Annotated in this window: 19 protein-coding genes; 9 read left to right on the plus strand and 10 right to left on the minus strand. The window is 62.2% G+C overall.

The genetic code is table 11. The features are described 5' to 3' along the window. Positions 1 to 7: 7 nt before the first annotated feature. The 5 genes from FSY45_RS21415 to FSY45_RS21435 form a co-directional block, all read right to left on the minus strand. On the minus strand, positions 8 to 1,201 hold the full coding sequence (locus FSY45_RS21415) for a pyridoxal phosphate-dependent aminotransferase (RefSeq protein ID WP_187427588.1): 1,194 nt from the start codon (positions 1,199 to 1,201) through the stop codon (positions 8 to 10). 207 nt (positions 1,202 to 1,408) lie between these two features. After that, positions 1,409 to 1,945, minus strand: a complete 537-nt coding sequence (nusB, locus tag FSY45_RS21420) for a transcription antitermination factor NusB (protein WP_003063915.1) — start codon at positions 1,943 to 1,945, stop codon at positions 1,409 to 1,411. Beyond that, a complete protein-coding gene (gene ribH, locus FSY45_RS21425) occupies positions 1,938 to 2,411 on the minus strand; it encodes a 6,7-dimethyl-8-ribityllumazine synthase (protein WP_003063913.1) in 474 nt (157 codons plus the stop codon). Before ribH ends, nusB begins: the two co-directional genes overlap by 8 nt. A 15-nt stretch (positions 2,412 to 2,426) precedes the next feature. Further along, a complete protein-coding gene (gene ribBA, locus FSY45_RS21430) occupies positions 2,427 to 3,548 on the minus strand; it encodes a bifunctional 3,4-dihydroxy-2-butanone-4-phosphate synthase/GTP cyclohydrolase II (RefSeq protein ID WP_003063911.1) in 1,122 nt (373 codons plus the stop codon). Between the two features lie 306 nt (positions 3,549 to 3,854). Beyond that, positions 3,855 to 4,160 carry a 2Fe-2S iron-sulfur cluster-binding protein gene (locus FSY45_RS21435; protein WP_003063909.1) on the minus strand — a complete coding sequence of 102 codons (306 nt, stop codon included), beginning with the start codon at positions 4,158 to 4,160 and terminating at the stop codon, positions 3,855 to 3,857. A 552-nt stretch (positions 4,161 to 4,712) separates the two neighbouring features. Between FSY45_RS21435 and FSY45_RS21440 the strand changes: the two genes are divergently transcribed. From FSY45_RS21440 to FSY45_RS21450, 3 genes are all read left to right on the plus strand, one after another. Continuing rightward, complete coding sequence (locus tag FSY45_RS21440; RefSeq protein ID WP_003063906.1) at positions 4,713 to 5,624, plus strand: SDR family NAD(P)-dependent oxidoreductase; 912 nt, start codon at positions 4,713 to 4,715, stop codon at positions 5,622 to 5,624. Positions 5,625 to 5,941: 317 nt separating this feature from the next. Further along, complete coding sequence (gene gshA, locus FSY45_RS21445) at positions 5,942 to 7,468, plus strand: glutamate--cysteine ligase (RefSeq protein ID WP_003063904.1); 1,527 nt, start codon at positions 5,942 to 5,944, stop codon at positions 7,466 to 7,468. A 157-nt stretch (positions 7,469 to 7,625) separates the two neighbouring features. Next, positions 7,626 to 9,281, plus strand: coding sequence for a methyl-accepting chemotaxis protein (locus FSY45_RS21450; RefSeq protein WP_034361768.1), 1,656 nt, complete (start codon positions 7,626 to 7,628; stop codon positions 9,279 to 9,281). A gap of 28 nt (positions 9,282 to 9,309) precedes the next feature. On the opposite strand, the gene FSY45_RS21455 is transcribed toward FSY45_RS21450, so the two are convergent. Beyond that, positions 9,310 to 9,528, minus strand: a complete 219-nt coding sequence (locus FSY45_RS21455; protein WP_003063900.1) for an oxidoreductase-like domain-containing protein — start codon at positions 9,526 to 9,528, stop codon at positions 9,310 to 9,312. Next, the gene (locus FSY45_RS21460; RefSeq protein ID WP_003063898.1) at positions 9,525 to 9,749 is read right to left on the minus strand and encodes a hypothetical protein; all 225 of its coding nucleotides are present in this window, start codon (positions 9,747 to 9,749) and stop codon (positions 9,525 to 9,527) included. Before FSY45_RS21460 ends, FSY45_RS21455 begins: the two co-directional genes overlap by 4 nt. Before the next feature lie 123 nt (positions 9,750 to 9,872). On the opposite strand from FSY45_RS21460, the gene ylqF reads away from it, so the two are divergent. Then, a complete protein-coding gene (ylqF, locus tag FSY45_RS21465; RefSeq protein ID WP_003063896.1) occupies positions 9,873 to 10,823 on the plus strand; it encodes a ribosome biogenesis GTPase YlqF in 951 nt (316 codons plus the stop codon). Between the two features lie 156 nt (positions 10,824 to 10,979). Beyond that, positions 10,980 to 13,265, plus strand: coding sequence for a bifunctional diguanylate cyclase/phosphodiesterase (locus FSY45_RS21470; RefSeq protein WP_046461989.1), 2,286 nt, complete (start codon positions 10,980 to 10,982; stop codon positions 13,263 to 13,265). Between the two features lie 64 nt (positions 13,266 to 13,329). On the opposite strand, the gene FSY45_RS21475 is transcribed toward FSY45_RS21470, so the two are convergent. Next, a complete protein-coding gene (locus FSY45_RS21475; RefSeq protein WP_046461988.1) occupies positions 13,330 to 14,526 on the minus strand; it encodes a M20 aminoacylase family protein in 1,197 nt (398 codons plus the stop codon). A gap of 335 nt (positions 14,527 to 14,861) precedes the next feature. Between FSY45_RS21475 and FSY45_RS21480 the strand changes: the two genes are divergently transcribed. After that, positions 14,862 to 15,881, plus strand: coding sequence for a DHH family phosphoesterase (locus FSY45_RS21480; protein WP_003063891.1), 1,020 nt, complete (start codon positions 14,862 to 14,864; stop codon positions 15,879 to 15,881). A 54-nt stretch (positions 15,882 to 15,935) separates the two neighbouring features. Here FSY45_RS21480 and FSY45_RS21485 read toward each other — a convergent pair whose 3' ends face one another. Beyond that, complete coding sequence (locus FSY45_RS21485) at positions 15,936 to 16,703, minus strand: pseudouridine synthase (RefSeq protein ID WP_003063888.1); 768 nt, start codon at positions 16,701 to 16,703, stop codon at positions 15,936 to 15,938. 198 nt (positions 16,704 to 16,901) lie between these two features. On the opposite strand from FSY45_RS21485, the gene rarD reads away from it, so the two are divergent. Then, the gene (rarD, locus tag FSY45_RS21490) at positions 16,902 to 17,792 is read left to right on the plus strand and encodes an EamA family transporter RarD (RefSeq protein ID WP_003063886.1); all 891 of its coding nucleotides are present in this window, start codon (positions 16,902 to 16,904) and stop codon (positions 17,790 to 17,792) included. A gap of 81 nt (positions 17,793 to 17,873) precedes the next feature. Continuing rightward, positions 17,874 to 18,869 (plus strand): diaminopimelate dehydrogenase, encoded by a 996-nt coding sequence (locus FSY45_RS21495; protein WP_046461987.1) that lies wholly within the window; start codon positions 17,874 to 17,876, stop codon positions 18,867 to 18,869. Positions 18,870 to 18,973: 104 nt separating this feature from the next. Here the strand turns inward: FSY45_RS21495 and FSY45_RS21500 are convergent, their stop codons facing one another. Continuing rightward, on the minus strand, positions 18,974 to 20,179 hold the full coding sequence (locus tag FSY45_RS21500) for an MFS transporter (RefSeq protein WP_370456503.1): 1,206 nt from the start codon (positions 20,177 to 20,179) through the stop codon (positions 18,974 to 18,976). 434 nt (positions 20,180 to 20,613) lie between these two features. Between FSY45_RS21500 and FSY45_RS21505 the strand changes: the two genes are divergently transcribed. Then, the gene (locus FSY45_RS21505) at positions 20,614 to 20,961 is read left to right on the plus strand and encodes a hypothetical protein (RefSeq protein WP_003053278.1); all 348 of its coding nucleotides are present in this window, start codon (positions 20,614 to 20,616) and stop codon (positions 20,959 to 20,961) included. Positions 20,962 to 21,391: the final 430 nt, after the last annotated feature.

Below are 21,391 nucleotides of genomic sequence, written 5' to 3' on the forward strand. Positions count from 1 at the left end.
CACGGATTCAGCAGAAGAGCTTTTTCATGCGAGCAATGGCTTCCTGCAGCTGCTCCATGGAGTTGGCGGTGGAAAAGCGCACATAGTTCGCCGTCTCGGCCTGACCGAAGTCGCGGCCGGGGGTGATGGCCAGGTGAGCCTGGTTCATCAGCGCATAGGCAAAATCCCAGCTGCCCTTGACGCCGAGCTTCTCGGCGGCAGCGCGGCAGTCGGCCCAGGCGTAGAAAGCGCCGTCGGGCTTGACGGGCACGGGCAGGCCTATCGCTTCGAGAGCCGGGATGAAGTAGTCGCGGCGGGCCTTGAACTCGGCGCGGCGGCGTTCGTATTCGGCAATGCTCTCGGGCTCGAAGCAGGCGAGGGCCGCATACTGCGATACGGTGCTGGCACAGATGAACAGATGCTGGGCCAGCATCTCGATGGGCGCGACCAGCGACTCGGGCACGACCATCCAGCCCAGGCGCCAGCCCGTCATATTGAAATATTTGCTGAAGCTGTTGATGGAGATGATGTCATCGCCCAGCTTCAGGGCCGATTGGCCAAAGGCTTCGTCGTAGGACAGGCCCAGGTAGATTTCGTCGACGATGGTCAACCCGCCTTTGGCGCGCACGACGTCGTGGATGCGGCGCAGCTCATGGGGAGCAATCGAAGTGCCCGTGGGGTTGGACGGCGAGGCCAGCATCACGCCGCGCGTGCGCTCGCCCCAGGCTGCTTCGACCTTGGCGGCGCTGAGCTGGAAGCGCTCCGCCGCCGAGGAGGGGATGAGCACCGGCTTGCCCTCGGCCGCCGAGACAAAGTGGCGGTTGCAGGGGTAGCTGGGATCGGGCATCAGCACCTCGTCGCCCTCGTCGATCAGAGCCAGACAGGCCAGCTGCAGCGCGGCCGAGGCGCCGGCCGTGATGATGATGCGGCGCGCCGGCACGTCCACGCCGAAGCGGCTGGCATACCAGGCGCTGATGCGCTCGCGCAGCTCGGGCAGGCCCGGTGCCTGGGTATATTGCGTGCGGCCGTCGCGGATGGCGCGCTCTGCCGCTTGCTGCACCAGAGGCGGGGCGCTGAAGTCCGGCTCGCCGATGTTCAGATAGATCATGGGCGTGCCGCTGGCGCTGGACTGGCGGGCCACTTCCTGCGCGTGCTTGGCCATTTCCATGACGTAGAAAGGCTCGATGCGTTGGGCGCGGCGGGAAAGCTCGATGACGGACATGGACGACGTTATTCTTTCAATCAATCAGCGTTTGGGTGCAGTCTGGTGCCGGAGTATGCAGCCGGTGCATCAGCCTTGCGCCCATAAAAAAACTGCAACCAGCCAGCCGGTGCACGATAGCACCTGCGGCCCTGTTGCAGTATTTGCATTGACTATGCATGTGGCGCCAGCAGGGCCGCGCAGGCACGGCGCTGCAGCTCAAGCGGTTCAGCTGGCGGACTTGTTGGCGCGGTCATGCGCCACTTCGGTGGCGCGCAGCTCGGGAGCCAGTCCGTTGAGCACGGCGTTGACATACTTGTGACCGTCGGTGCCGCCGAATTCCTTGGCCAGCTCGATGCACTCGTTGAGCACCACGCGCCAGGGCACGTCGGGGCAGTTCTGGAACTCGTACACACCAATCCACATGCAGGCATGTTCGATGGGCGAGATCTCGGTCAGGCCGCGATCGAGCTTGGGCGTGATCAGTGCGTCCAGTGCAGCTTCGTTTTCCACGCAGCCGCGCAGCAGTGCATCGTAGTGCACCACGTCGGCCTTGTGAAAGCCGGCCAGATCACGCGTGAAGCGGTCGATGTCGAGCACCGCATTGCGGCCCACGATGTGCTGATACAGGCCTTGCAGTGCGAACTCGCGTGCGCGGCTGCGATTGGATTTGGAGCCCGCCTTGCGTGCGCCGGTGCTGGTCAGGCCGGTGCGCTTCTGGGGAGGGCGGCGCGAGCCGGACTCGCTGGATTGTTCTTCACTCATGATCGTCGTAGGAGTTGAGCAGATTGGCCATTTCCACGGCGACCTGGGCGGCGTCGCGGCCCTTGTCTACCTGGCGGGCAATGGCTTGCTCCATGTTTTCAGTGGTGATGATCGCGTTGGCGATCGGCAGGCGGTAGTCCAGGGACAGGCGTGTCACGCCTGCGCCCGATTCGTTGGCTACCAGCTCGAAGTGGTATGTCTCCCCACGGATGATGCAGCCCAGCGCCACCAGGGCGTCGTACTGATCGGTGTCGGCCAGTGTCTGCAGCGCCACGGGCACTTCGAGTGCGCCGGGGACGGTGACATGGTCGATGTTCTCGCTCTTCACACCCAGTGCCAGCAGCTCGTCGCGGCAGGAGGCAAACAGGGTGTTGGTAATGCTTTCGTTGAAGCGTGCTTGCACGATGCCGATCTTCAGTTCGGCGCCGTTGAGGTTCTGGCCTTGGCCTTTTTCTGCGTTTTGCATCTGGTGTTCCGTCTCTTATTCTTTGGGGATGTAACCCGTGATTTCCAGGCCGTAGCCTGCCATGCTGGGCATGCGGCGGGGCTGGCCCATGAGGTGCATCTTGCTCACGCCCAACTCGCGCAGGATTTGCGCGCCCACGCCATAGGTGCGCAGGTCCATGCGGCCACGCTCCGGCGCCTGGGCCGAACGGGCCTTGCCTTCGAACTGGGTCAGCAACTGCTCGCCGGACTCGCTGCAGTTGAGCAGCACGGCCACGCCCTGGCCATTGCCGTTGATGTACTTGAGGCTTTCGTCCAGGCACCAGGAATGCTGGTTGCGGCCGGTTTCGAGCGCATCGAGCACCGATAGCGGCTCGTGCACGCGCACGGGCACGGTGGTGTCGGGCTGCCATTCGCCCTTGACCAGTGCCAGATGCACGGAGCCGCTGGGCACGTCGCGGAAGGCATGGGCGATGAATTCGCCATGGGCCGTCTGCATGGGGCGGCTGCCCACTTTCTGCAGCAGGGATTCGTTGCGGCTGCGGTATTCGATGAGGTCGGCAATCGTGCCGATCTTGATGCCATGCTCGGCGCAGAACAGCTGCAGATCGGGCAGGCGGGCCATGGTGCCGTCGTCCTTCATGATCTCGCAGATCACGGCCGAGGGCGTGCAGCCTGCCAGCGCGGCCAGATCGCAACCAGCCTCGGTATGGCCGGCGCGCATGAGCACGCCGCCGTCCACGGCCTGCAGCGGGAAGATATGGCCGGGCTGTACCAGATCGCTGGGCTGGCTGTTCTTGTTCACGGCCACCTGGATGGTGCGTGCACGGTCGGCGGCCGAGATGCCGGTGGTCACGCCTTCGGCGGCTTCGATGGAAATGGTGAAGGCCGTGCTGTACACGGTACCGTTGCGCGCGGCCATGGGCGGCAGCTTGAGGAATTCGCAGCGCTCGCGGGTCAGCGTCAGGCAGATCAGGCCACGGCCGAAGCGGGCCATGAAGTTGATGGCCTCCGCTGTGACATGGTCGGATGCCAGAACCAGATCGCCTTCGTTCTCACGGTCTTCTTCGTCAACGAGAACGACCATGCGGCCGGCACGCATTTCCGCCACGATTTCTTCGACGGGCGAGATGGGCACAGGTTGGAGGGAGCTGTTCATGGAATGCCTTCTTGGACGTGAACTGGATGCGATGCACTGCAGTCGGCGGCTGGCGCATGACACGCACCAGTGAGGCATTGCCGACGCCGCCATGGGCGCAGGCAGGACTTCCAAAGAACGTGTGAGGCGGGAGGCCGCCTGGGCGGAGCCGCTTTCTGCAGGACAAGGCCTTGCGGAAAGCGCTCATTCTATTGCAGAGCGGGCTTTGAGCGCGCAAGCCGACCCTGAAACCATGATGCAGTGCAAGAACCGGATGCTGTTCCAAGGCGTGGCATCCGGCAAGAGCCGCCCCGCCGCTCAGGGGGCTTACAAATACTCATGATCCTTGAGCACCACATCGCTGTCGGGATAGGCACAGCAGGGCAGCACATAGCCTTCGGCCTGCTCTTCGGTAGTCACACCCGGCCACTCGATGTTGTAGTGCACGCTGCCCGACACCAGCTGCCCCATGCAGGTGCGGCAGGTGCCGTTGCGGCAGGAGCTGGGCCAGTTCACGCCGCCGCTCTCCAGCGAGTCCAGCAGGGACTGGTCGGCCCAGGCGTCGACCTGCTGGCCGCTGGGCTCGCACTTGGCGATGAAGAAGGGAGGGGCAAAAGCAGAGTCGTTGGACATGAGGCGCTGTAGTGATTCTTTGCAAAACCCGTTGTTTTAGCCGGTTTGCCAAGGCCGTGGGCCCGGTGCGGATTGCCTGTTTTTTCAGCGTTGAAAAATTAACCTTTTGAAATCAATGACTTGCCTGACTTATTCATGGGGCGAGTGCAGTTGTTCACAAGGATGTCCAGCGTAGGACGGGATAAGTGGCTGGTTGTCGGATAGGATCTGATTAAAAAACAGGCAGTTTGAAAAATTCAATATAAATCAAGTGCTTGAGCCATTGCTGCAAAAGCTATTCAGGCTTGTCCACAGGCTTGTTGAGAAAAATTGGGGAAAAGCCCGTCGCTTGTGGATGACTGATTTTTGCTATTGAAAGAAGAGCTTGTAGCGAATACAGATATTGAAATTTGAATAATTTTAATATTGAAACCAAGTGATTTTTTACGGTAAATGCTCCCGGATTGATAGCATTCTCCAGACTTACCCGCAGGCAGTCGCAAACGCTACGCTGCGCTGCAGCATGGGCGCTTAAAGTGGCTGCATCAATGCACAAGCAAGGAGCAGCACATCATGGCAATGGATTTTCAAGGTCGTGTGGCCATCGTGACGGGAGCGGGCGGCGGTCTGGGGCGTCTGCATGCGCTGGCCCTGGCCAGGCGCGGTGCCAAGGTGGTTGTCAACGATCTGGGCGGCGCGGTGGACGGCTCGGGCGGTTCGGCCACGGCGGCGCAGCAGGTAGTGGATGAAATCCGCGCGGCGGGCGGCGAGGCGATTGCCAACGCGGCCTCCGTGACCGACTTCGACGCCGTGCAGGCCATGGTCAAGCAGGCCATCACGGCCTGGGGGCGCGTGGACATTCTGGTCAATAACGCAGGCATTCTGCGCGACAAGAGCTTTGCCAAGATGGATATGGCGGACTTCCGCCTGGTCGTCGACGTGCACCTGATGGGCGCGGCCAATTGCTGCAAGGCGGTCTGGCCCTATATGCAGGAGCAGAACTATGGCCGCATCGTGATGACGACTTCGTCCACGGGCCTCTACGGCAATTTCGGCCAGGCCAACTATGGCGCGGCCAAGCTGGCCCAGGTGGGTCTGATGCAGACGCTGGCCATCGAAGGGGCCAAACACAATATCCGGGTCAACGCGCTGGCCCCCACGGCGGCCACACGCATGACGGCGGGTCTGCTGCCCGAGCCGGTGCTGGAAGCCTTGAAGCCGGAGGCCGTGGTGCCTGCCATGCTGGTGCTGGCGCACGAGAGCGCGCCCACGCGCACCATTGTCTGCGCCGGCGCCGGCGGTTTCGAGGCCGCTCATATCACCATGACCGAAGGCGTTTATCTGGGCATGGGTGAGACCGTTCCCGAAGAGTTGGCCGCGCGTCTGGCTGAAGTCACGGCCAGCGAAGGCCAGCAGGTGCCGGCCAGTGGCGCCGTCCAGGGACAGGTGGAAGTGGGCAAGGCCATGAAAGCGCATGGACATTGATCAAGGCCAAAGTCGCTGAATTTTCTGCCCTGTGAGAGTGGCAAGAGCGGCAGGCGATTGCGATTAGCACAGCTGAAAAAAGCCCTCTCGCGAGGGTTTTTTCTATTTTGGAGTGAGCATGTGCTCATGTTTTGGTTGCTGTTAATCTGACAAATTTCTGGCAGAGGCCCTGGCTCTTGGCGGCTCAACAGGCCGAAAAACGTGGTTAAGCGGCCAGCCGCCATCGCGTTGCGTCTTGTTTCTCTATCATTCGCCGTCTGGGCGCGATTGGGCAGACGAAGTTTGTCGTCAGCGTCTTCACTAAGAAGGTAAGAACAATGAAGACATCGCAGGCCGCCGTGAACATGCCCACCGCCGAAAGGCTGCTGGGCATTCGTCGCGGCATCGAGAAAGAGGGACTGCGGGCATTGGCCACGGGCTCGCTGGCCCTGACGCCGCACCCGGCGGAACTGGGCTCGGCTCTCACGCACCCGCACATCACCACCGATTACAGCGAGTCCCAGCTGGAACTCATCACCGGCGCACGCCTGGGTGTCGAGGAATGCCTGGACGAGCTGACCGAAGTCCATCAGTTCGTGCTGCGCAACCTCAGCGAAAGCGGCGAGCTGATGTGGAATTCCAGCATGCCCTGCCGCCTACCCACCGACGAGACGATTCCGCTGGGCCGCTATGGCAGCTCGCACTCGGGCCGTTCCAAGAGTGTGTACCGCATGGGTCTGGGCCACCGCTATGGCCGCCGCATGCAGACCATCTCGGGGATTCATTACAACTGGTCGCTGCCCGGAGTGAGCAGCGACCAGTACTTTGCGCTGATCCGCAACTTTCGCCGCAACGCCTTTGTGCTGCTGTATCTGTATGGCGCCTCTCCCGCGCTGTGCCCCTGCTTTGTGGAAGGGCGCGAGCATCGCCTGCAGCCGCTGGGCGACGGCAGGCATGCGCTGTACCTGCCTTATGCCACATCGCTGCGCATGGGGCGCCTGGGGTATCAGAGCGACGCGCAGTCCAGCATCAATGTCAGCTACAACGGACTCGACGGCTATGCGGACTCGCTGCACGAGGCGCTGACCCGTCCCTATCCGGCCTACGAGCAACTGGGCGTGCGCAACCCCGGTGGCGACTACAACCAGCTGGGCACGGGCCTGCTGCAGATTGAGAACGAGTTCTACGGCACCATCCGCCCCAAGCGCACCGTCAAGAGCGGCGAGCGCCCGCTGCACGCGCTGCGCGAGCGCGGTGTGGAATATGTGGAAGTGCGGCTCATGGATATCGATCCCTATGAAACCGTGGGCATTGCGCCGGCCACCATGCGCATGATCGACGTCTTCCTGCTGCACTGCCTGCACAGCGACAGCCCCGACGACACGCCCCAGGAAATTGCCGACCTCAAGCACAACCAGCATCTGGCTGCGGAACAGGGCCGCGAGCCGGGCCTGAAGCTGGTGCGCAACGGCCAGCAGGTGCTGCTGACCGACTGGGCACAGGAAGTGCTCGAGCAATGTCGTCCCTATGCCCAGGCGCTGGATGCTGCTCATGGCACAAGCGACTACAGCGCTGCGCTGGATCAGGCCCTGGCCCGCGTGCAGGACGCGCAGTCCACGCCCTCGGCCCATGTGCTGCAGGAACTCACCGGCGCCTATGACAACCGTTTCATCGACTTCATGACCATGCAGTCCGCCAAGGCGCGCGATGCCTTGCTGGCCATGCCCTGGACGGCCGAGCAGCAGACGCGCTACGAGCGGATGAGCCAGGAGTCGGTGACCGCACAGCAAGCCATCGAGGCTGCCGACACCATGACGTTCGAAGAGTGGCGCCAGCGTTATATGGATCCGGCCAGCCTGCTGTAATTCTTGGAATTTGATAGCTGGGAGCGCTTGCAATCTCTGGGTTGCAGGCGCTTTTTTATTGCATTCGGTGCTGCGGCTGTCACGTCATTGTCATCTGTGTTTCATATCGTAACGATCAGCGGAGCACTGCGCTCCGCGCTTGATCGGCGGTGTGCTCATGTTGTTGAAGAAATTCCAGAACCTTTCGGTGGCTCGCAAGATGTGGGCCTTGTTCCTGGGGCTGTTGCTGTGCAATGTGCTGGTGGCAGGCGGCCTGTTCAGCTATCTGCAGAATGTGGAGCAGCGGGTCAGCGCCGCTGTTCAGGCCACGGACAAGCGCATCAATCTTGCGCTGCGCTGGCAGGCGCTGACGCTGCAGAGCGTGGAGGCTGCGCTGGCCAGCGTGCTCTCTTCGGAAGAGCATCTGATTGCTCAGCTCTCGCAGAAAGCTCGCGGGCTGATGCAACAGGCCGGTGGTCTGCAGCAACAGGTGCAGGCCGATGCTCAGAGCGAAGTCGATCGAAGCGGCCTGGCCAGGGTGGAGCAGGAACGCAAGGCAGTGCTCGATATCTACGAGCAGGCCTATCAGGCGCGTGATCTGGGCAAGGCCTGGGAGGCGCAGAAGCTGGTGGACGAACAACTGATTCCCGCCTCGAGGCGCTATGTCCAGGCGCAGGATGCCTTTATCGAGGCTCAGCAGCAGCAGCGTCTGGACGCCGAGCAGCATGGGCGCGAGCAAACCGCCATCGCCAAGCGCATGGCCATGGGTGTGGGCCTGTTCATGGGCCTGGTGGGGGCGTTGCTGTCGTTGACGACGATTCGCTCCATCACCACGCCCTTGAGCGAGGCGGTGCAGCTGGCGCAGACCATTGCGGCGGGCGATCTCAGCTATGCACCGCCGGCGGCTGAGCGCGGCGACGAGCTGGGTCGGCTTATGCAGTCGCTGGCGCTGATGACTAGGCAGTTGCGCGGCCTGGTAGGCGAGGTGCAGGGTGGTGTGGAGGCCGTGGCTGCCGCATCCAGCCAGATGGCGCAGGACAACAGCGATCTCTCCGATCGCACGGCCCATGCTGCAGAGCAACTCAAGGCCACGGTCAGCAGCATAGAAAACATGGTCACCCTGGTCACCCATTCGGCCGACAGTGCGCGCCATGCCGACCAGAGCGCGCGCAGCGCCGCCGAGGCGGCGGCCAGCGGAGGCAGCGTGGTGCAGGAGGTGGTTCGCAATATGGAGCACATGGCGCAAAGCAGCCAGCAGGTGGCTGCCATTGTGGGGGTGATTGACGGCATTGCCTTCCAGACCAATATCCTGGCGCTGAATGCCGCCGTGGAAGCGGCGCGGGCAGGCACTCAGGGCCGTGGCTTTGCCGTGGTGGCGGCCGAGGTACGCGAGCTGGCCCAGCGCAGTGCCGAAGCGGCCAAGCAGATCCGCCAGCTCATGGAGCACTCCACCAAACAGATGAAGTCGGGACAGACATTGGCGCTGCAGGCCGGCCAGCGCATGGAACATATCGTGCGCGATGTGCGTACGGTCAGCGGTCTGATCGCCTCGATCACCGAGGCTGCCCAGGCGCAGAACCAGGGTATCGCCCAGATCAGCGAGGCGGTGCAGGCGCTTGACCACATGACCAGCCAGAACGCTGGTCTGGTGGCCGAATCCAGTGCAGCAGCGCGCGAGCTATTTCATCAGGCGCAAAGGCTGGAGGCAGGGGCGGGGCGCTTCCGTATCGACTATCAAGCGCTGGATAACGAGATCGCCGATATCGAGGTGGACGTCATGGAAAGAGAAGTCCATGTGCCCCGCCTGGCTGCGCTGGAAGCCGAAATGGCATGAGTCCCGAGTAGCGGGTTTCGGGTCTCGGTCAGGCCTCGGTCATGGCTTGGGCTGCATCCTCCAGCCAGAAAGCCAGCGCATCGTAATAACCTTCCCAGACGCAGCCGTTGCAGCCGCGCCCGCAACAACTCGTGGGCTCGGGCGGCGGCTGGCGCAGCGTCACCGCCGCTGCTGCGGCGCGCTGCTGCCATAGCGCAATCTGGCTGCGCGCCTGTGTCAGCGGCTGCAGCAGGGCTGTGTCGCTCATTTCTTGAAGCGAACCCAGAGAAACTGGGCGATGAAGGCCAGACCCAGCACCAGAGCAAACCAGCCCACGATATGGGACTGGGCAAACAGCTGGGCAATACCGCTTTCAGGCTTGAACACAGGGGCCAGCAAGATGATGATGCCGATCAGTGCAATCGTCAGGCCCTTGATCAGAATTTCGTTGCGGGCTTTGGACTTTTGGGGGGCGGAGGGCAAGGGCATAAGCGAGCTGGCAGGTCAGAAAAGCAGAGGGAGATTATCCTTGCGCGCCTGAATTCACTGACATAAAAGGGTGTTTGCGCCCATTGCGTGCTCGCACCCTGCAAAAAAGAAAGATCTCCGCTTATGGCCATCCAATGGTTTCCCGGTCACATGCATCTGACGCGTCAGGCCATCACGGAGCGCGTCAAGGAAATCGATGTGGTCATCGAGGTTCTGGATGCGCGCTTGCCCGGCTCCAGCGCCAACCCCTTGCTGCAGGAGATGACGGGCCACAAGCCGCGCCTGAAGATACTCAACAAGCAGGATATGGCCGATCCGGTCCAGACCAAGGCATGGATGGACTGGTACAACGCCCAGAGCGAGACGCGCGCCATTGCGCTGGACGCCTCGGAACCTGCTCCCACCAAGCGTCTGATCGAGCAGTGCAAGCTGCTGGCGCCCTCGCGCGGCGGTCTGGCCAAGCCCATGCGCGTGCTGATCTGCGGCGTGCCCAATGTGGGCAAGTCCACGCTGATCAACTCCATGAGCGGCAAGACCCAGGCCAAGACCGGTAATGAGGCCGGTGTGACCAAGCTGGAGCAGCGCATCGTGCTGGCCGATGACTTCTACCTCTGGGACACGCCCGGCATGCTGTGGCCGCGCATCATCGTGGAGAAAAGCGGCTACAACCTGGCGGCCAGCGGCGCCGTGGGACGCAATGCCTACGACGAAGACCTGGTGGCGCTGGAGTTGCTTTTGTATCTGCAAAAGCACTATGCCTCCATGCTGGAGGCGCGCTACAAGCTGGGCATTTCGGCCGATGAAATTGCAGCGTTGCACGACGACGAGTTGCTGACAATGATCGGCAAAAAGCGTGGCGCCGTGATGAGCGGCGGCCGCGTGAACCTGCAAAAGGCGGCCGAGCTGGTGCTGACCGACTTCCGTGATGTGAGCATTGGCCGCATCACGCTGGAGACTCCGGCCGAATTCGAGGTCTGGCTTGCCGAGGGCCAGCAAAAAGATGCGGAGCGCCAGGCCAGGAAAGATGCGCAGACCAAGGCACGCCGAAGCGCGCGGCGGCAGCAGCAGCGTTAGGCTGCAGGCGACAAGCCCGATGCGGCCAGGGCTTGCATGCACTCAAGCCGGGCAGGCCGCGCGTCTGGGCTTTCAAGACCTGGCTCGCCGGACGATTGAACTAATTGGCAACTGCCCCTAGCATTCATCATTCAGTCTGAATGCCAAAGGGCTTGCATGCAGCGTCACTTCGTTGAGGCCAGATACCGGTTGCCCATGCGCCGCATGGTGTGGCTGGGCTGTCTCTGGATGTGGGTCCTGGGCGCTGCAATGAGTCTGGTCTGGTTGCTGATGCCGGCGATGGACGACATGGATCTGGCGCTGTCCGGCGGCGTCATGCTGCTGTCGCTGTTGTGCATGGGCCTGGCCAAGGCCAGGCAGTGGGTCTGGGCCGTGTCCTGCTTTGTCTGGGGCAACTGGCTGTTGAGCTTGCTCTGGGTTTGGCACATGGGAGGGCTTTATGGGCCGGCCGTGATGGCATTTCCTGCCTGGCTGGCTGTTGCGCTCTGGGTGCAGGGCACGCGTGCCGCCCTGACGATGCTGGGGCTGTCCTCCATCGTCGTTGCCGCTCTATGGTGGCTGGCGCCGCATATCGGCACGCCATTTGCAGCTCTATCGGCAGCCGAGCATCTGCTGGCGATGGTTCATTTGCTGGGCATGATGATGCTGGTGCTCATCATTTGCTTGCAAGCAAGAGCCAGCCTGGGGCGGCGCGTGCAGAAAAGCCAGGAAATGCTGGCCGCACTGGAGGCTAGCCAGAACGAGCTGCGCAAGTTCTATCGGGCGGTCGAACAGAACCCCGAGAGCATCGTCATCACCGATCCCGAGCTGAAGGTCATCTATGTCAACGAGGCCTTTCTGCTGCGCTCGGGCTATGCGCGCGAGCAGGTGATCGGCCAGTCTACCGAGCTGGTATCCACCATGGGCATGGATCGCAGTCACCGCCAGCGCGCGCTCAAGCAACTGGCCAAGGGCACGCTATGGCGTGGCGAGATGACCAATCGCACGAGCAAGGGTGAGGCCTTGCGGGAGTCGGTGCTGGTGACGCCGATTCGCACGCCTCAGGGAGAGGTCGTCAATTATGTGGAGCTCAAGCGCGATCTCTCCGAGCGCGTTCTGGCCGAGCGCCGTATCCACGACCTGGTCTACCTGGACTCGCTCACAGGGCTGCCCAACCGCCATTCGCTGACCTTGCATCTGCGCGAGCTGGCCCTGGTTCGGCAGGATGCCAGCCATGGCTTGCTGCTGCTGGACGTAGATCGCTTTTCCGTCTTCAACGATGTGCATGGCATGCAGCACAGCGACGAGCTGGTGCAGGCCATGGGGGCCAGGCTGGTCGAGGTGCTGCCTGACGATGCCTGGATTGCGCGTGTTGCGGCTGCGGAGTTTGCTATTGTTTTTGATGGCCTGCACAAGCATGCCGAAGGTGTGGAGGAGCAACTGCTGCTGTATGCGCAGACCTTGAAGAAGGCCTTGCAAAAGCCGTTTTCTCTCAACAGCTGGGTCGAAACCGAGTTTGTCAGCTGCTGCATTGGCGGTGCCGTGCTGGAGCCGGCCATCAAAGGCGGCAACAGCCATGACGTGCTGCGCTTTGCCAGCGTGGCCTTGCATGAGGCCAAGCTGGGCGGCCCGGGCAGCGTGGTGCTGTTCGAGCCGCGCATGGCCCAGGATGTATATCGGCGCGTGCGCATTGCCCGGGATTTGTACCACGGCATCTCCGACGGGGAGTTGCGTCTGTATCTGCAGAGCCAGACCGATGCGCGCGGTCGCTGCGTGGGTGCCGAGGCGCTGGTACGCTGGCAGCATCCCGAATGGGGGCTGGTAAGCCCGGGAGAGTTCATTCCGGTGGCCGAGGAGTCCGAGCTCATCGTGCGTCTGGGCGACTGGGTGCTGCGTCAGGCTTGCATGCTGCTGGCCAGGCCGGTAATGGCAGAGCGTGGACTGCGTCTGTCGGTCAACGTCAGCGCTCAGCAATTTGCGCATGACGACTTCATGGCGACGCTGGACAAGGTCTTGAGGGAAACCGGTGCCAATGCTCGCCAGCTGACACTGGAGATCACTGAAGGCACCTTGCTGCGGGATCTGGATCAGGCACGTCGGCGCATGCTGGCACTGCGTGGCCTGGGCATAGAGATTTCTCTCGATGACTTCGGGACCGGCTATTCCAGTATGTACAGCCTGCAGCACCTGCCGATTCAGGAGCTCAAGATCGACAGAAGCTTTGTCAGCGGCAGCCATCGCTCCGAAAAAGATGCGGCTCTGGTGGAGGCGATGTTGCTGGTGGCGCGCCGCTTGCAACTGCGCGTGGTGGCCGAAGGCGTGGAACTGTCCGAGCAGGCGCTGCAGTTGACGCAGTGGAACCCGGACATCGTGCTTCAGGGCATGCTGCTCGGCATGCCCATGCCGCAGCAGCGTTGGCTGGTCGAGGTGTTGGGCGAGCCCGATGCCGCTGCCAAGATATAAAAAAGCCCACAACCGTTGCTGGTTGAGGGCTGTCAGCTATGAATAGCGTAGTTCTTGGCTGTCGTCAGGCGGCCGGCTGCTCAAAATAGCGACGTGCCAGCAGATCCCAGAATCTGGAGCCGCGACCGATGTTGTCATCGTTGAAGTCGTAGGCCGGATTGTGCAGGCTCACGCCGGGCTGGTCGCCCTTGGCATTGCCAATCCAGCCATAGGCTCCGGGGACGGCCTCCAGCATGAAGCCGAAGTCTTCGGAGGTCATGGCGGGCAGCACATCGTCAAAGGCGTTGTCGTCACCGACCACTTCACGCATCACTGCGGCCATGAACTTGGCTTCGCGGGCGTGGTTGGTGGTGTTGGGGTAGGCGCCGGGGCGCAGCGTGAACTCGGCCGTGCACAGATGGGCGGCTGCCACGTGGCTGCTGATGCGTTTGAGGCCTTCGACAAACATCTCGCGCGTTTCCTTCTTCAGGGTGCGCACGGTGCCGGCGATGATGGCGTCATCGGGAATGATGTTTTCCACGGTGCCGCTGGTGATCTTGCCCACGGTGAGCACGGCCGAGTCCAGCGGATCGGTGCTGCGCGAGACCAGGGTCTGCAACTGGCTGACGATGGCGCAGGCCACGGGAATCGGGTCCAGCGTGGTGTGGGGCATGGCCGCATGGCCGCCCTTGCCGTGGACCCTGATCTGAAAGCGCAGGGTGGAGGCCATGATGGGGCCAACGCGCACTGCCATTTGACCCGCCGGCAGTGATGGCCAGTTGTGCAGCGCAAACACGGCTTCGCAGGGGAATTTGTCGAACAGGCCGTCATCCATCATGGCCTTGGCGCCAGCGCCTCCTTCTTCGGCTGGCTGGAAGATCAGGTGCACCGTGCCGTCAAAGTCGGGTTGCTGAGCCAGGGTGGTGGCAGCGCCCAGCAGCATGGTGGTGTGGCCGTCGTGGCCGCAGGCATGCATGCGGCCCTTGTTCTGGCTGATGTGCCCGAAGGTGTTGATTTCCGTGACGGGCAGGGCATCCATGTCGGCGCGGATGCCGATGCTGCGGCCGGGGTTGTCCTTGCTGCGGCCCTTGCCGTAGATGCTGGCGACGATGCCAGTCTGGCCCAGGCCACGATGCACGGTCAGGCCCAGGGCCGTGAGGTATGCGGCGACCTTGTCGCCGGTGCGGTGCTCTTCGTATTTGAGCTCAGGATTGGCGTGCAGGTCGCGGCGAAAACTGAGCAGCGTACCGAGGTGAGGAGTGATATCGGGTGTAGATCGCATACAGGGGCCGCGGAGCACCCAGCGCTGTAACTGTCGTGGCAGGCAAGCGTTGCGGGCCTGCCGGTGACCGCAGCATTTCAATAGCAAGACCCCCATCATAGGCGTATGCGAAGAGTGGGGGCTTAGGTAGATACCGAAATCAGGGATTTCAGCGCTTGTGCTAACCGAGGAAAAAGCAAGCGGTGACTTACCAGGCGTGAAGCCTCTTGTGGGTAGCCGGATGAGCCCTGCCGGTCGTGTCTGGCAGGGCGAAGCACCCGACGAAGCCGTCAGCCGTGAACCCGCAATGCCCGTGCGTCGCCTCGTTCCGGCGCAAACGGCGAAAATGCCCGGTTATGACCGCACAGAACGCCAAAATTTCCCTGTTCCAGCAGTTGCTGGTACGCCCCGATCGCAACGATCCCAAGCCCCTCATCCTCTATCATGGCCGTCGCTGCCCCGACGGCTTTGGCGCGGCGCTGGCGGCCTGGCTGTTCTATGAAGGCCAGGCCGAGTTTCGCGGTCTGGATCACGGCGAGATTCAGACGGCCGACGACTTGGGCGATCTGGCCGGTCGCGCCGTCTATGTGCTGGACTTTGCCTTCGAGCCCACGTTGATGGCCGAGATCGAGTCGCGCGTGGCCAAGCTCGTGGTGCTGGACCATCACAAGAGTGCGGCCGAGAAACTCAGCGGCTACCAATGCCAATGCGGCGTGGTGCATTTCGATATGAGCAAGTCCGGCGCGCGTCTGGCCTGGGAGTTTTTCCAGGCCGACAAGCCAGTGCCTGGTCTGATTCGCTACATTGAGGACCGCGATATCTGGAAATGGGAATTCCCCGAAAGTGCGGCGTTTCTCGCGGCTCTGGACATGGAGCCCGTGCGCAGCTTTGAGCGCTGGGCCGAGATTGCGGCCTTCACGCCCGAGCAGGAAACCGTCTACATGGCGCGTGGCGGCGCCATGGACGAGAAATTCCAGAAGCTTTGTGCCGATATTGCCGACGGCGCCCAGGTGCTGGTCTTCAACGGCAGGCAGGGCCTGATGGTCAACTGCCCGGGCATGTTCCACAGCCAGGTGGGCGATTTGCTGGCGCGCCAGAGCGGCAGCTTTGCCCTGATGTGGCATGCCAATCACAAGGGCACCAAGGTGGGCCTGCGCTCGCGCTCGGAGTTCAACTGCATTCCTCTGGCGGAGAGCTTTGGCGGCGGCGGCCATGCCCAGGCCTGTGGCTTCAAGATGGGCAACGAGCGTCTGGTGGAGTTGCTGCAGGGTGAGCTCAAGGCCGAACCCGAAGCACAATACGAGTTTGCGGCCGCACCAGGCCTGCAGTTCGACGAAGAGGGCAAGTGGATTCGCGCAACGCCCAAGTCTGCGTAGTTGCAGAAAAGCATAGCTGCCAACGCTTGAGATACAAGCGCTGACAGCTGTTTCTTATGCTATGGATTGCCAGCCCGGCAGTGCCAGCAGCTTTTGCCAGTCCCGCGCTTCCTGCAGCTGAGTCAGGCTGGACCAGTCGGCCTCGAAGCGCATGAGCTGCCCGCTCACGGGGTGGGCAATCTCCAGTGCCCTGGCATGCAGCCATAGCCGCTGTTGACCCAGGCGTTCGGCCCACCAGCGATTCAGCGGCCCCTTGCCATGGGTGGCGTCGCCGATGATGGGGTGGGCCACATGCTTGAGATGGCGGCGTATCTGGTGTCTGCGGCCCGTGGTCGGCAGGGCTTCGACCAGGCTGATGCGGGTTTCGGGGTGTCGGCCGTCATAGCTTTCGGGCCAGGACAGGCGCGCCAGACAGCGCAAGTGCGTGTGCGCGTCCTGCACCGGGGCATCCTCGGGTGCATCGTCGGGCTTGAGGGGATGATCGACTTCCAACGTTTCGGGCAGCCAGCCGCGCACCAGGGCCCGATATTCCTTGCGGGTTTCATGGGCTGCAAAGCTGGCAGCCAGAGCCTGGGCCGCTTGCTTGTGCAGTGCCATGAGCAGCACGCCGCAAGTGCCCTTGTCCAGCCGGTGCACGGGCCAGACATGGTGGCCCAGCTGGTCGCGCAGCGTCTGCATGACAAAGCGGGTCTCGTGAGCATCCAGGCCCGTGCGATGTACCAGCCAGCCGGCGGGTTTGTAGACCACGACCATATGCTCGTCCTGCCAGAGTATGTGCAAAGGCGGATTGGCAGAGCCGTCGGGCAGGGCGGTATCGGGCATGTGGAAGGCAGACAGAAGAGGGCGAGCCGCACTCTAGCGCACAGTGCAAAGCTTTGCTGACCAGGGTCTGCCTGCCGACAGGCCGCTTCGTGGCCGAGAATCGGTGCGGGCTCGACGTCGGCTCATTTTTTGAAGTAGCTGCCAGCGCTTGACGGATCAATGCTGGCCGCCATTTGGAGGCTTGATCTTGTGTCTGTGATGTTCAAGGGGGTGGTGGTTTCGGTCCTGGCGTCCGTGCTGTTCGCCTCGCTGTATTACCTCTCGCCTTTTCTTGCCCCGCTCGATGGCGAGCAGATCTTTGGCTGGCGCGTGCTGGTGACGTTGCCCTTTACCACTGCCCTGCTGTTCGCTCTCAAGGAGGTGGCGGCGGTACGCGACTTGCTGGCGCGAGCTCTGGCCCAGCCCCGGTTTGGAATGCTGCTGGTGCTGAGCGCGGCGCTGCTGGGCGTGCAGCTATGGATTTTCATGTGGGCACCCATGAACGGGCGTGCGTTGCCAGTGTCGCTGGGCTATTTTCTGCTGCCGCTGGTGATGGTCGTGGCTGGGCGTGTGCTGTTTGCCGAGCGTCTGACTCTGGGCCAGAGCCTGGCTACGCTCCTGGCGGCTGCGGGCGTGGCACATGAGTTCTGGCAGGCCGGCGGCATGTCCTGGGAGACCTGGGTGGTGGCGCTGGGCTACACGGTGTATTTCTCGCTGCGCCGCTGGCTGCAGACCGATACCCTGGCCGGTCACTGGATAGACATGGCGCTGCTGGTTCCGGTGGCCATTGCCTTCACGCTGCGCACGCCCGACAGTTGGCCGCTGGTCGCGGGTCATCCGACGTTATGGGGCCTGCTGCCCTTGCTGGGCATCGTCAGCGCAGTGGCGCTGGCGCTGTACATGATTGCCAGTCGCTGGCTGCCGCTGGGTCTGTTCGGTCTGCTGTCCTACGTGGAGCCGGCCCTGCTGGTCGTGGTGGCCTGGCTGCTGGGCGAGAGCATGGAGCCGCAGCAGCAACTGAGCTATGCGCTGATCTTCGCCGCCGTGGGCCTGCTGATCGGCGATGGCTTGCGGCATTCATGGCGTGGGCGTTCACACACATCGGACTGAGATTGCAGCAGTTCCAGCCCCAAGTTGGTGCATCACAGGGCAATAATTGAAGTTTTGTTTTGTTTGAAGGAATAGCTCGTCATGGCATCGACCCCATCCCCTATCCGCGTTGCTATCGTCGGTTACGGCAATCTGGGCCGCGGCGTGGAAGCTGCTGTCGCCAAGAACCCCGATATGCAGCTCAAGGGGATTTACACCCGTCGCGACCCTTCCCAGCTCCAGCCCCTGAATGCAGGTACGCCTGTGCATTCCATGGATGTTTTGCTGTCGCACAAAGGTCAGGTCGATGTGCTGATTCTCTGCGGCGGCTCCAAGGACGATTTGCCCAGGCAGGCGCCCGAGCTGGCGGCCCATTTCAATCTGGTCGACAGCTTTGACACCCATGCCCGCATCCCCGAACACTTTGCCAATGTGGACAAGGCCGCTCAGGGGGGGCAGTGCACGGCCCTGATCTCGGCCGGCTGGGACCCCGGCATGTTCTCCATCAACCGCGTGCTGGGTGAAGCCCTGCTGCCTGACGGCGCTACCTACACCTTCTGGGGCAAGGGCCTGAGCCAGGGCCATTCCGACGCCATCCGCCGCGTGGAAGGCGTGGCCGGCGGCGTGCAGTACACCATTCCTGTGGAAGAGGCCGTCAACAAGGTGCGTTCCGGCGTGCGCCCCGAGCTGTCCACCCGCGAGAAGCACCAGCGTGAATGCCATGTGGTGCTCAAGGATGGCGCCGACGCCGAAGCCGTGCGCAAGACCATTGTGGAAATGCCTCACTACTTCGACCAGTACGACACCACGGTCCACTTCATCAGTGCCGAAGAGCTGGCTCGCGATCACTCTTCCATGCCCCATGGCGGCTTTGTGATCCGCAGCGGCAACACCAGTGCCGAAAACAAGCAGGTCATCGAATACCGCCTGCAATTGGATAGCAACCCCGAGTTCACCTCCAGTGTGCTTGTGGCCTATGCCCGCGCCGTGCATCGCCTGGCCCAGGCTGGCCAACATGGCTGCAAGACCGTATTTGACGTGGCCCCTGGCCTGCTGTCGCCCAAGAGCGCCGCACAACTGCGTGCCGAGCTGCTGTAAATCAGCCGCCGCGATCAGCAAAAAGCCTCGCAGGGTCTGCGAGGCTTTTTTGTGTCGAAACGGGTTGCAGCGCCAATTGCCCGATGGTTGGCAGCTATTGATTTTCAAGTGCTTGCGGGGGGCTCGAGGCCGCTTACGCGCGCCGCATCTTCGAGCCTGTCCACATCGCGCAGCGGCTTGAACAGTGTCATCCAGCCACCCACCACGCCCAGCGTGCATAGGCTGCCCAGAATGGCGGCGGGAACTGCGCCAAACCAGGACGCGCTGCTGCCTGCGCGGAACTCGCCCAGCTCGTTGGAGGAGCCGATGAACAGCATGTTCACCGCATTCACGCGGCCGCGCATATGGTCGGGCGTGGAAAACTGCACCAATGCGCCGCGAATATAGACGCTAACCATATCGGCCGCACCGGCCACGGCCAGTGCCAGCATGGACAGTACAAACCAGTGCGAGAGCGCAAACACCAGATTGGCCAGTCCGAACACTGCTACGGCGGCAAACATCACCTTGCCCACGCGGCGGTTGATGGGGCGCGAGGCCAGCCACAGGCCCATGCAGACCTCGCCTGCGGCCATGGAGGAGCGCAGCAGGCCCAGGCCTTGCGGACCGACCTGCAGCACCTCATGCGCATAGACGGGCAGCAGGGCCACAACGCCGCCCAGCAGCACAGCAAACAGATCGAGCGAGATGGTGCCAAGGATGATGGGGCGGGTGCGCATGAAATGCAGGCCTTCGGCAAAGCGTTGCCACATGGTGGTTTGAACGTCAGTGACGATCCTGGGGCTGGCAAAGTGCACGGGGACCTGGCTCAGCAGGCCTGCGCCCAGAAGCAGAGCGACGCCACAGACTGCATAGGTCAGCACGCCGCCGCCGAGCGCGTACAGCAGGCCGCCCAGCACGGGAGCAGCAATCGCTGAGATACGCATCAGCATGCTGTTGGTGGCCAGTGCCTGGGCCAGCTGCTCGCGGGCAACGATCTGCGGCAACAGGCTTTGCAGCGCCGGACCGCTGAAGGCGCGACTGCAGCCAAACAGCACCAGCACTGCATAAATCCAGTGCACATTGTGAGCACCGCTCTCGGCCAGCAGCCAGAGCAGGCCCGAGCAGACCGCGGCCACCAGCCAGCTGATGCCAAGCAGGCGCTTGCGGCTCATGCGGTCGCTGAGATCGCCAGCGGGAATCAGCAGACCCGCCATGGGCAGGAACTGCGCCAGCCCGACATAGGCCAGAGACAGAGGCTCGCGCGTGATGTCGTATACCTGCCAGGCCACCACCACGGCCTGCATCTGCTGGGCAAACATGGCAAGCATGCGTGCCAGCACGAAATTGACAAAAGCGGGATCGCGCAATGGCGGGATGGAGGGGGCCTGAGGCGCTGTAGAGGTGACGGGGGTGGACAAGGTGAGATCCGTGAGTGCGGCTGGGGAGGCGGGAGTGGGCCTGGGCCGACTTCCTGCCTTGGCGACCTGAAATGTCAGAGGGCCGAGTATGCGCGATCGCCTTGTTCTCTGCAGTGCCTGTGGCCGTTATGAGCATTCACTTCTCCTGCGGTTCATATCCGGCAAGCAGGCTGCGGATTGACCTTCATGCCATGCAGGAGAGAAGCCTTGTTTGTCAAAAAATGTTTACCGACGAAGGCATGAGTCACTTTCCCACACGCAAGGAAACGGCGGCGATTCATCATAGCTTCACACAAATGGTTTGGCGTTATGAATAGCGAAGCTTTCTCTCAAGGAGTCACATCATGTCCATGCTTTCGATGCAATACGCAGGAACTCTTCTGGGCCGCGAAGCAGTCATTGAATTCCCGGACAGCCAGGCCCAAGTCCGCTACACCGCCAGCGGTCAGATGCGCTGGCGCGTGGTGGACTCGCAAGGGCATATTTCCGAGGGCTGCGAGAACCTCAGCTATCTGCAACTGAGCGACCACCTGCATTTTTTGAACTGGATCGAGAAGACCGGCTTCACGGTCAGCCAGGTCATAGACTCGGCCAAGGGCACGGTGCAGGCTTTCTGGTCCTACGCTGACAACCAGTGCGAAAGCGGCCATCGTTCCTCCATGTTTGTGGAAGGCCGTTTCCGTCTGCGTTGAATCTGTCAGCTCTTGTCCGGGGCATGGAGCCGAGGCAGAAGCCAGTTCAATGATTTGTGTGTGTGAGGTCAGTGACTTTCCTCTCTTGCCGACATCCGAAAGGTGTCGGCTTTTTTCTCCGTGAAACATCGCAGGCCCAACCATCCCTGCGTATTTTTTGATCGCAGTGCCCGAAGTCAATGCCTGTGCGGCCTCGCCCTGTTTTTCCGAGGCTTGTCCACAGGCAGCTCCACAGACGCTGGGCATAACCTGCAATCCTGTTTTCCGAACTGCTACGTTCAGAAAACATTCCCTAAGTAGTTATTGCCAAAAGAAAATCGTCCTCTGACACCGGCTTCGATTGATGGAGTGTGGTGCGTGAAACATCGGCGTTGAATGTACGCATGAAAATAGAAAAGCCGGCACCTGGGCCGGCTTTTTCAATGCCTGA

This window comes from Comamonas sp. Z1, assembly GCF_008121555.1.
Taxonomy (GTDB): domain Bacteria; phylum Pseudomonadota; class Gammaproteobacteria; order Burkholderiales; family Burkholderiaceae_C; genus Comamonas; species Comamonas thiooxydans.

Excerpts from the sequence above, each read along its gene's own strand:
- FSY45_RS21435 (WP_003063909.1), bottom strand. The coding sequence starts at position 4,160 with ATGTCCAACGACTCTGCTTTTGCCCCTCCCTTCTTCATCGCCAAGTGC.
- ylqF (WP_003063896.1), top strand. The coding sequence starts at position 9,873 with ATGGCCATCCAATGGTTTCCCGGTCACATGCATCTGACGCGTCAGGCC.
- FSY45_RS21480 (WP_003063891.1), top strand. The coding sequence starts at position 14,862 with ATGACCGCACAGAACGCCAAAATTTCCCTGTTCCAGCAGTTGCTGGTA.
- rarD (WP_003063886.1), top strand. The coding sequence starts at position 16,902 with ATGTTCAAGGGGGTGGTGGTTTCGGTCCTGGCGTCCGTGCTGTTCGCC.
- FSY45_RS21415 (WP_187427588.1), bottom strand. The coding sequence starts at position 1,201 with ATGTCCGTCATCGAGCTTTCCCGCCGCGCCCAACGCATCGAGCCTTTC.
- FSY45_RS21500 (WP_370456503.1), bottom strand. The coding sequence starts at position 20,179 with ATGCTTGCCATGTTTGCCCAGCAGATGCAGGCCGTGGTGGTGGCCTGG.
- nusB (WP_003063915.1), bottom strand. The coding sequence starts at position 1,945 with ATGAGTGAAGAACAATCCAGCGAGTCCGGCTCGCGCCGCCCTCCCCAG.
- FSY45_RS21475 (WP_046461988.1), bottom strand. The coding sequence starts at position 14,526 with ATGCGATCTACACCCGATATCACTCCTCACCTCGGTACGCTGCTCAGT.
- FSY45_RS21470 (WP_046461989.1), top strand. The coding sequence starts at position 10,980 with ATGCAGCGTCACTTCGTTGAGGCCAGATACCGGTTGCCCATGCGCCGC.
- FSY45_RS21450 (WP_034361768.1), top strand. The coding sequence starts at position 7,626 with ATGTTGTTGAAGAAATTCCAGAACCTTTCGGTGGCTCGCAAGATGTGG.
- FSY45_RS21495 (WP_046461987.1), top strand. The coding sequence starts at position 17,874 with ATGGCATCGACCCCATCCCCTATCCGCGTTGCTATCGTCGGTTACGGC.
- FSY45_RS21440 (WP_003063906.1), top strand. The coding sequence starts at position 4,713 with ATGGCAATGGATTTTCAAGGTCGTGTGGCCATCGTGACGGGAGCGGGC.
- ribH (WP_003063913.1), bottom strand. The coding sequence starts at position 2,411 with ATGCAAAACGCAGAAAAAGGCCAAGGCCAGAACCTCAACGGCGCCGAA.
- gshA (WP_003063904.1), top strand. The coding sequence starts at position 5,942 with ATGAAGACATCGCAGGCCGCCGTGAACATGCCCACCGCCGAAAGGCTG.
- FSY45_RS21455 (WP_003063900.1), bottom strand. The coding sequence starts at position 9,528 with ATGAGCGACACAGCCCTGCTGCAGCCGCTGACACAGGCGCGCAGCCAG.
- FSY45_RS21460 (WP_003063898.1), bottom strand. The coding sequence starts at position 9,749 with ATGCCCTTGCCCTCCGCCCCCCAAAAGTCCAAAGCCCGCAACGAAATT.
- FSY45_RS21505 (WP_003053278.1), top strand. The coding sequence starts at position 20,614 with ATGTCCATGCTTTCGATGCAATACGCAGGAACTCTTCTGGGCCGCGAA.
- ribBA (WP_003063911.1), bottom strand. The coding sequence starts at position 3,548 with ATGAACAGCTCCCTCCAACCTGTGCCCATCTCGCCCGTCGAAGAAATC.
- FSY45_RS21485 (WP_003063888.1), bottom strand. The coding sequence starts at position 16,703 with ATGCCCGATACCGCCCTGCCCGACGGCTCTGCCAATCCGCCTTTGCAC.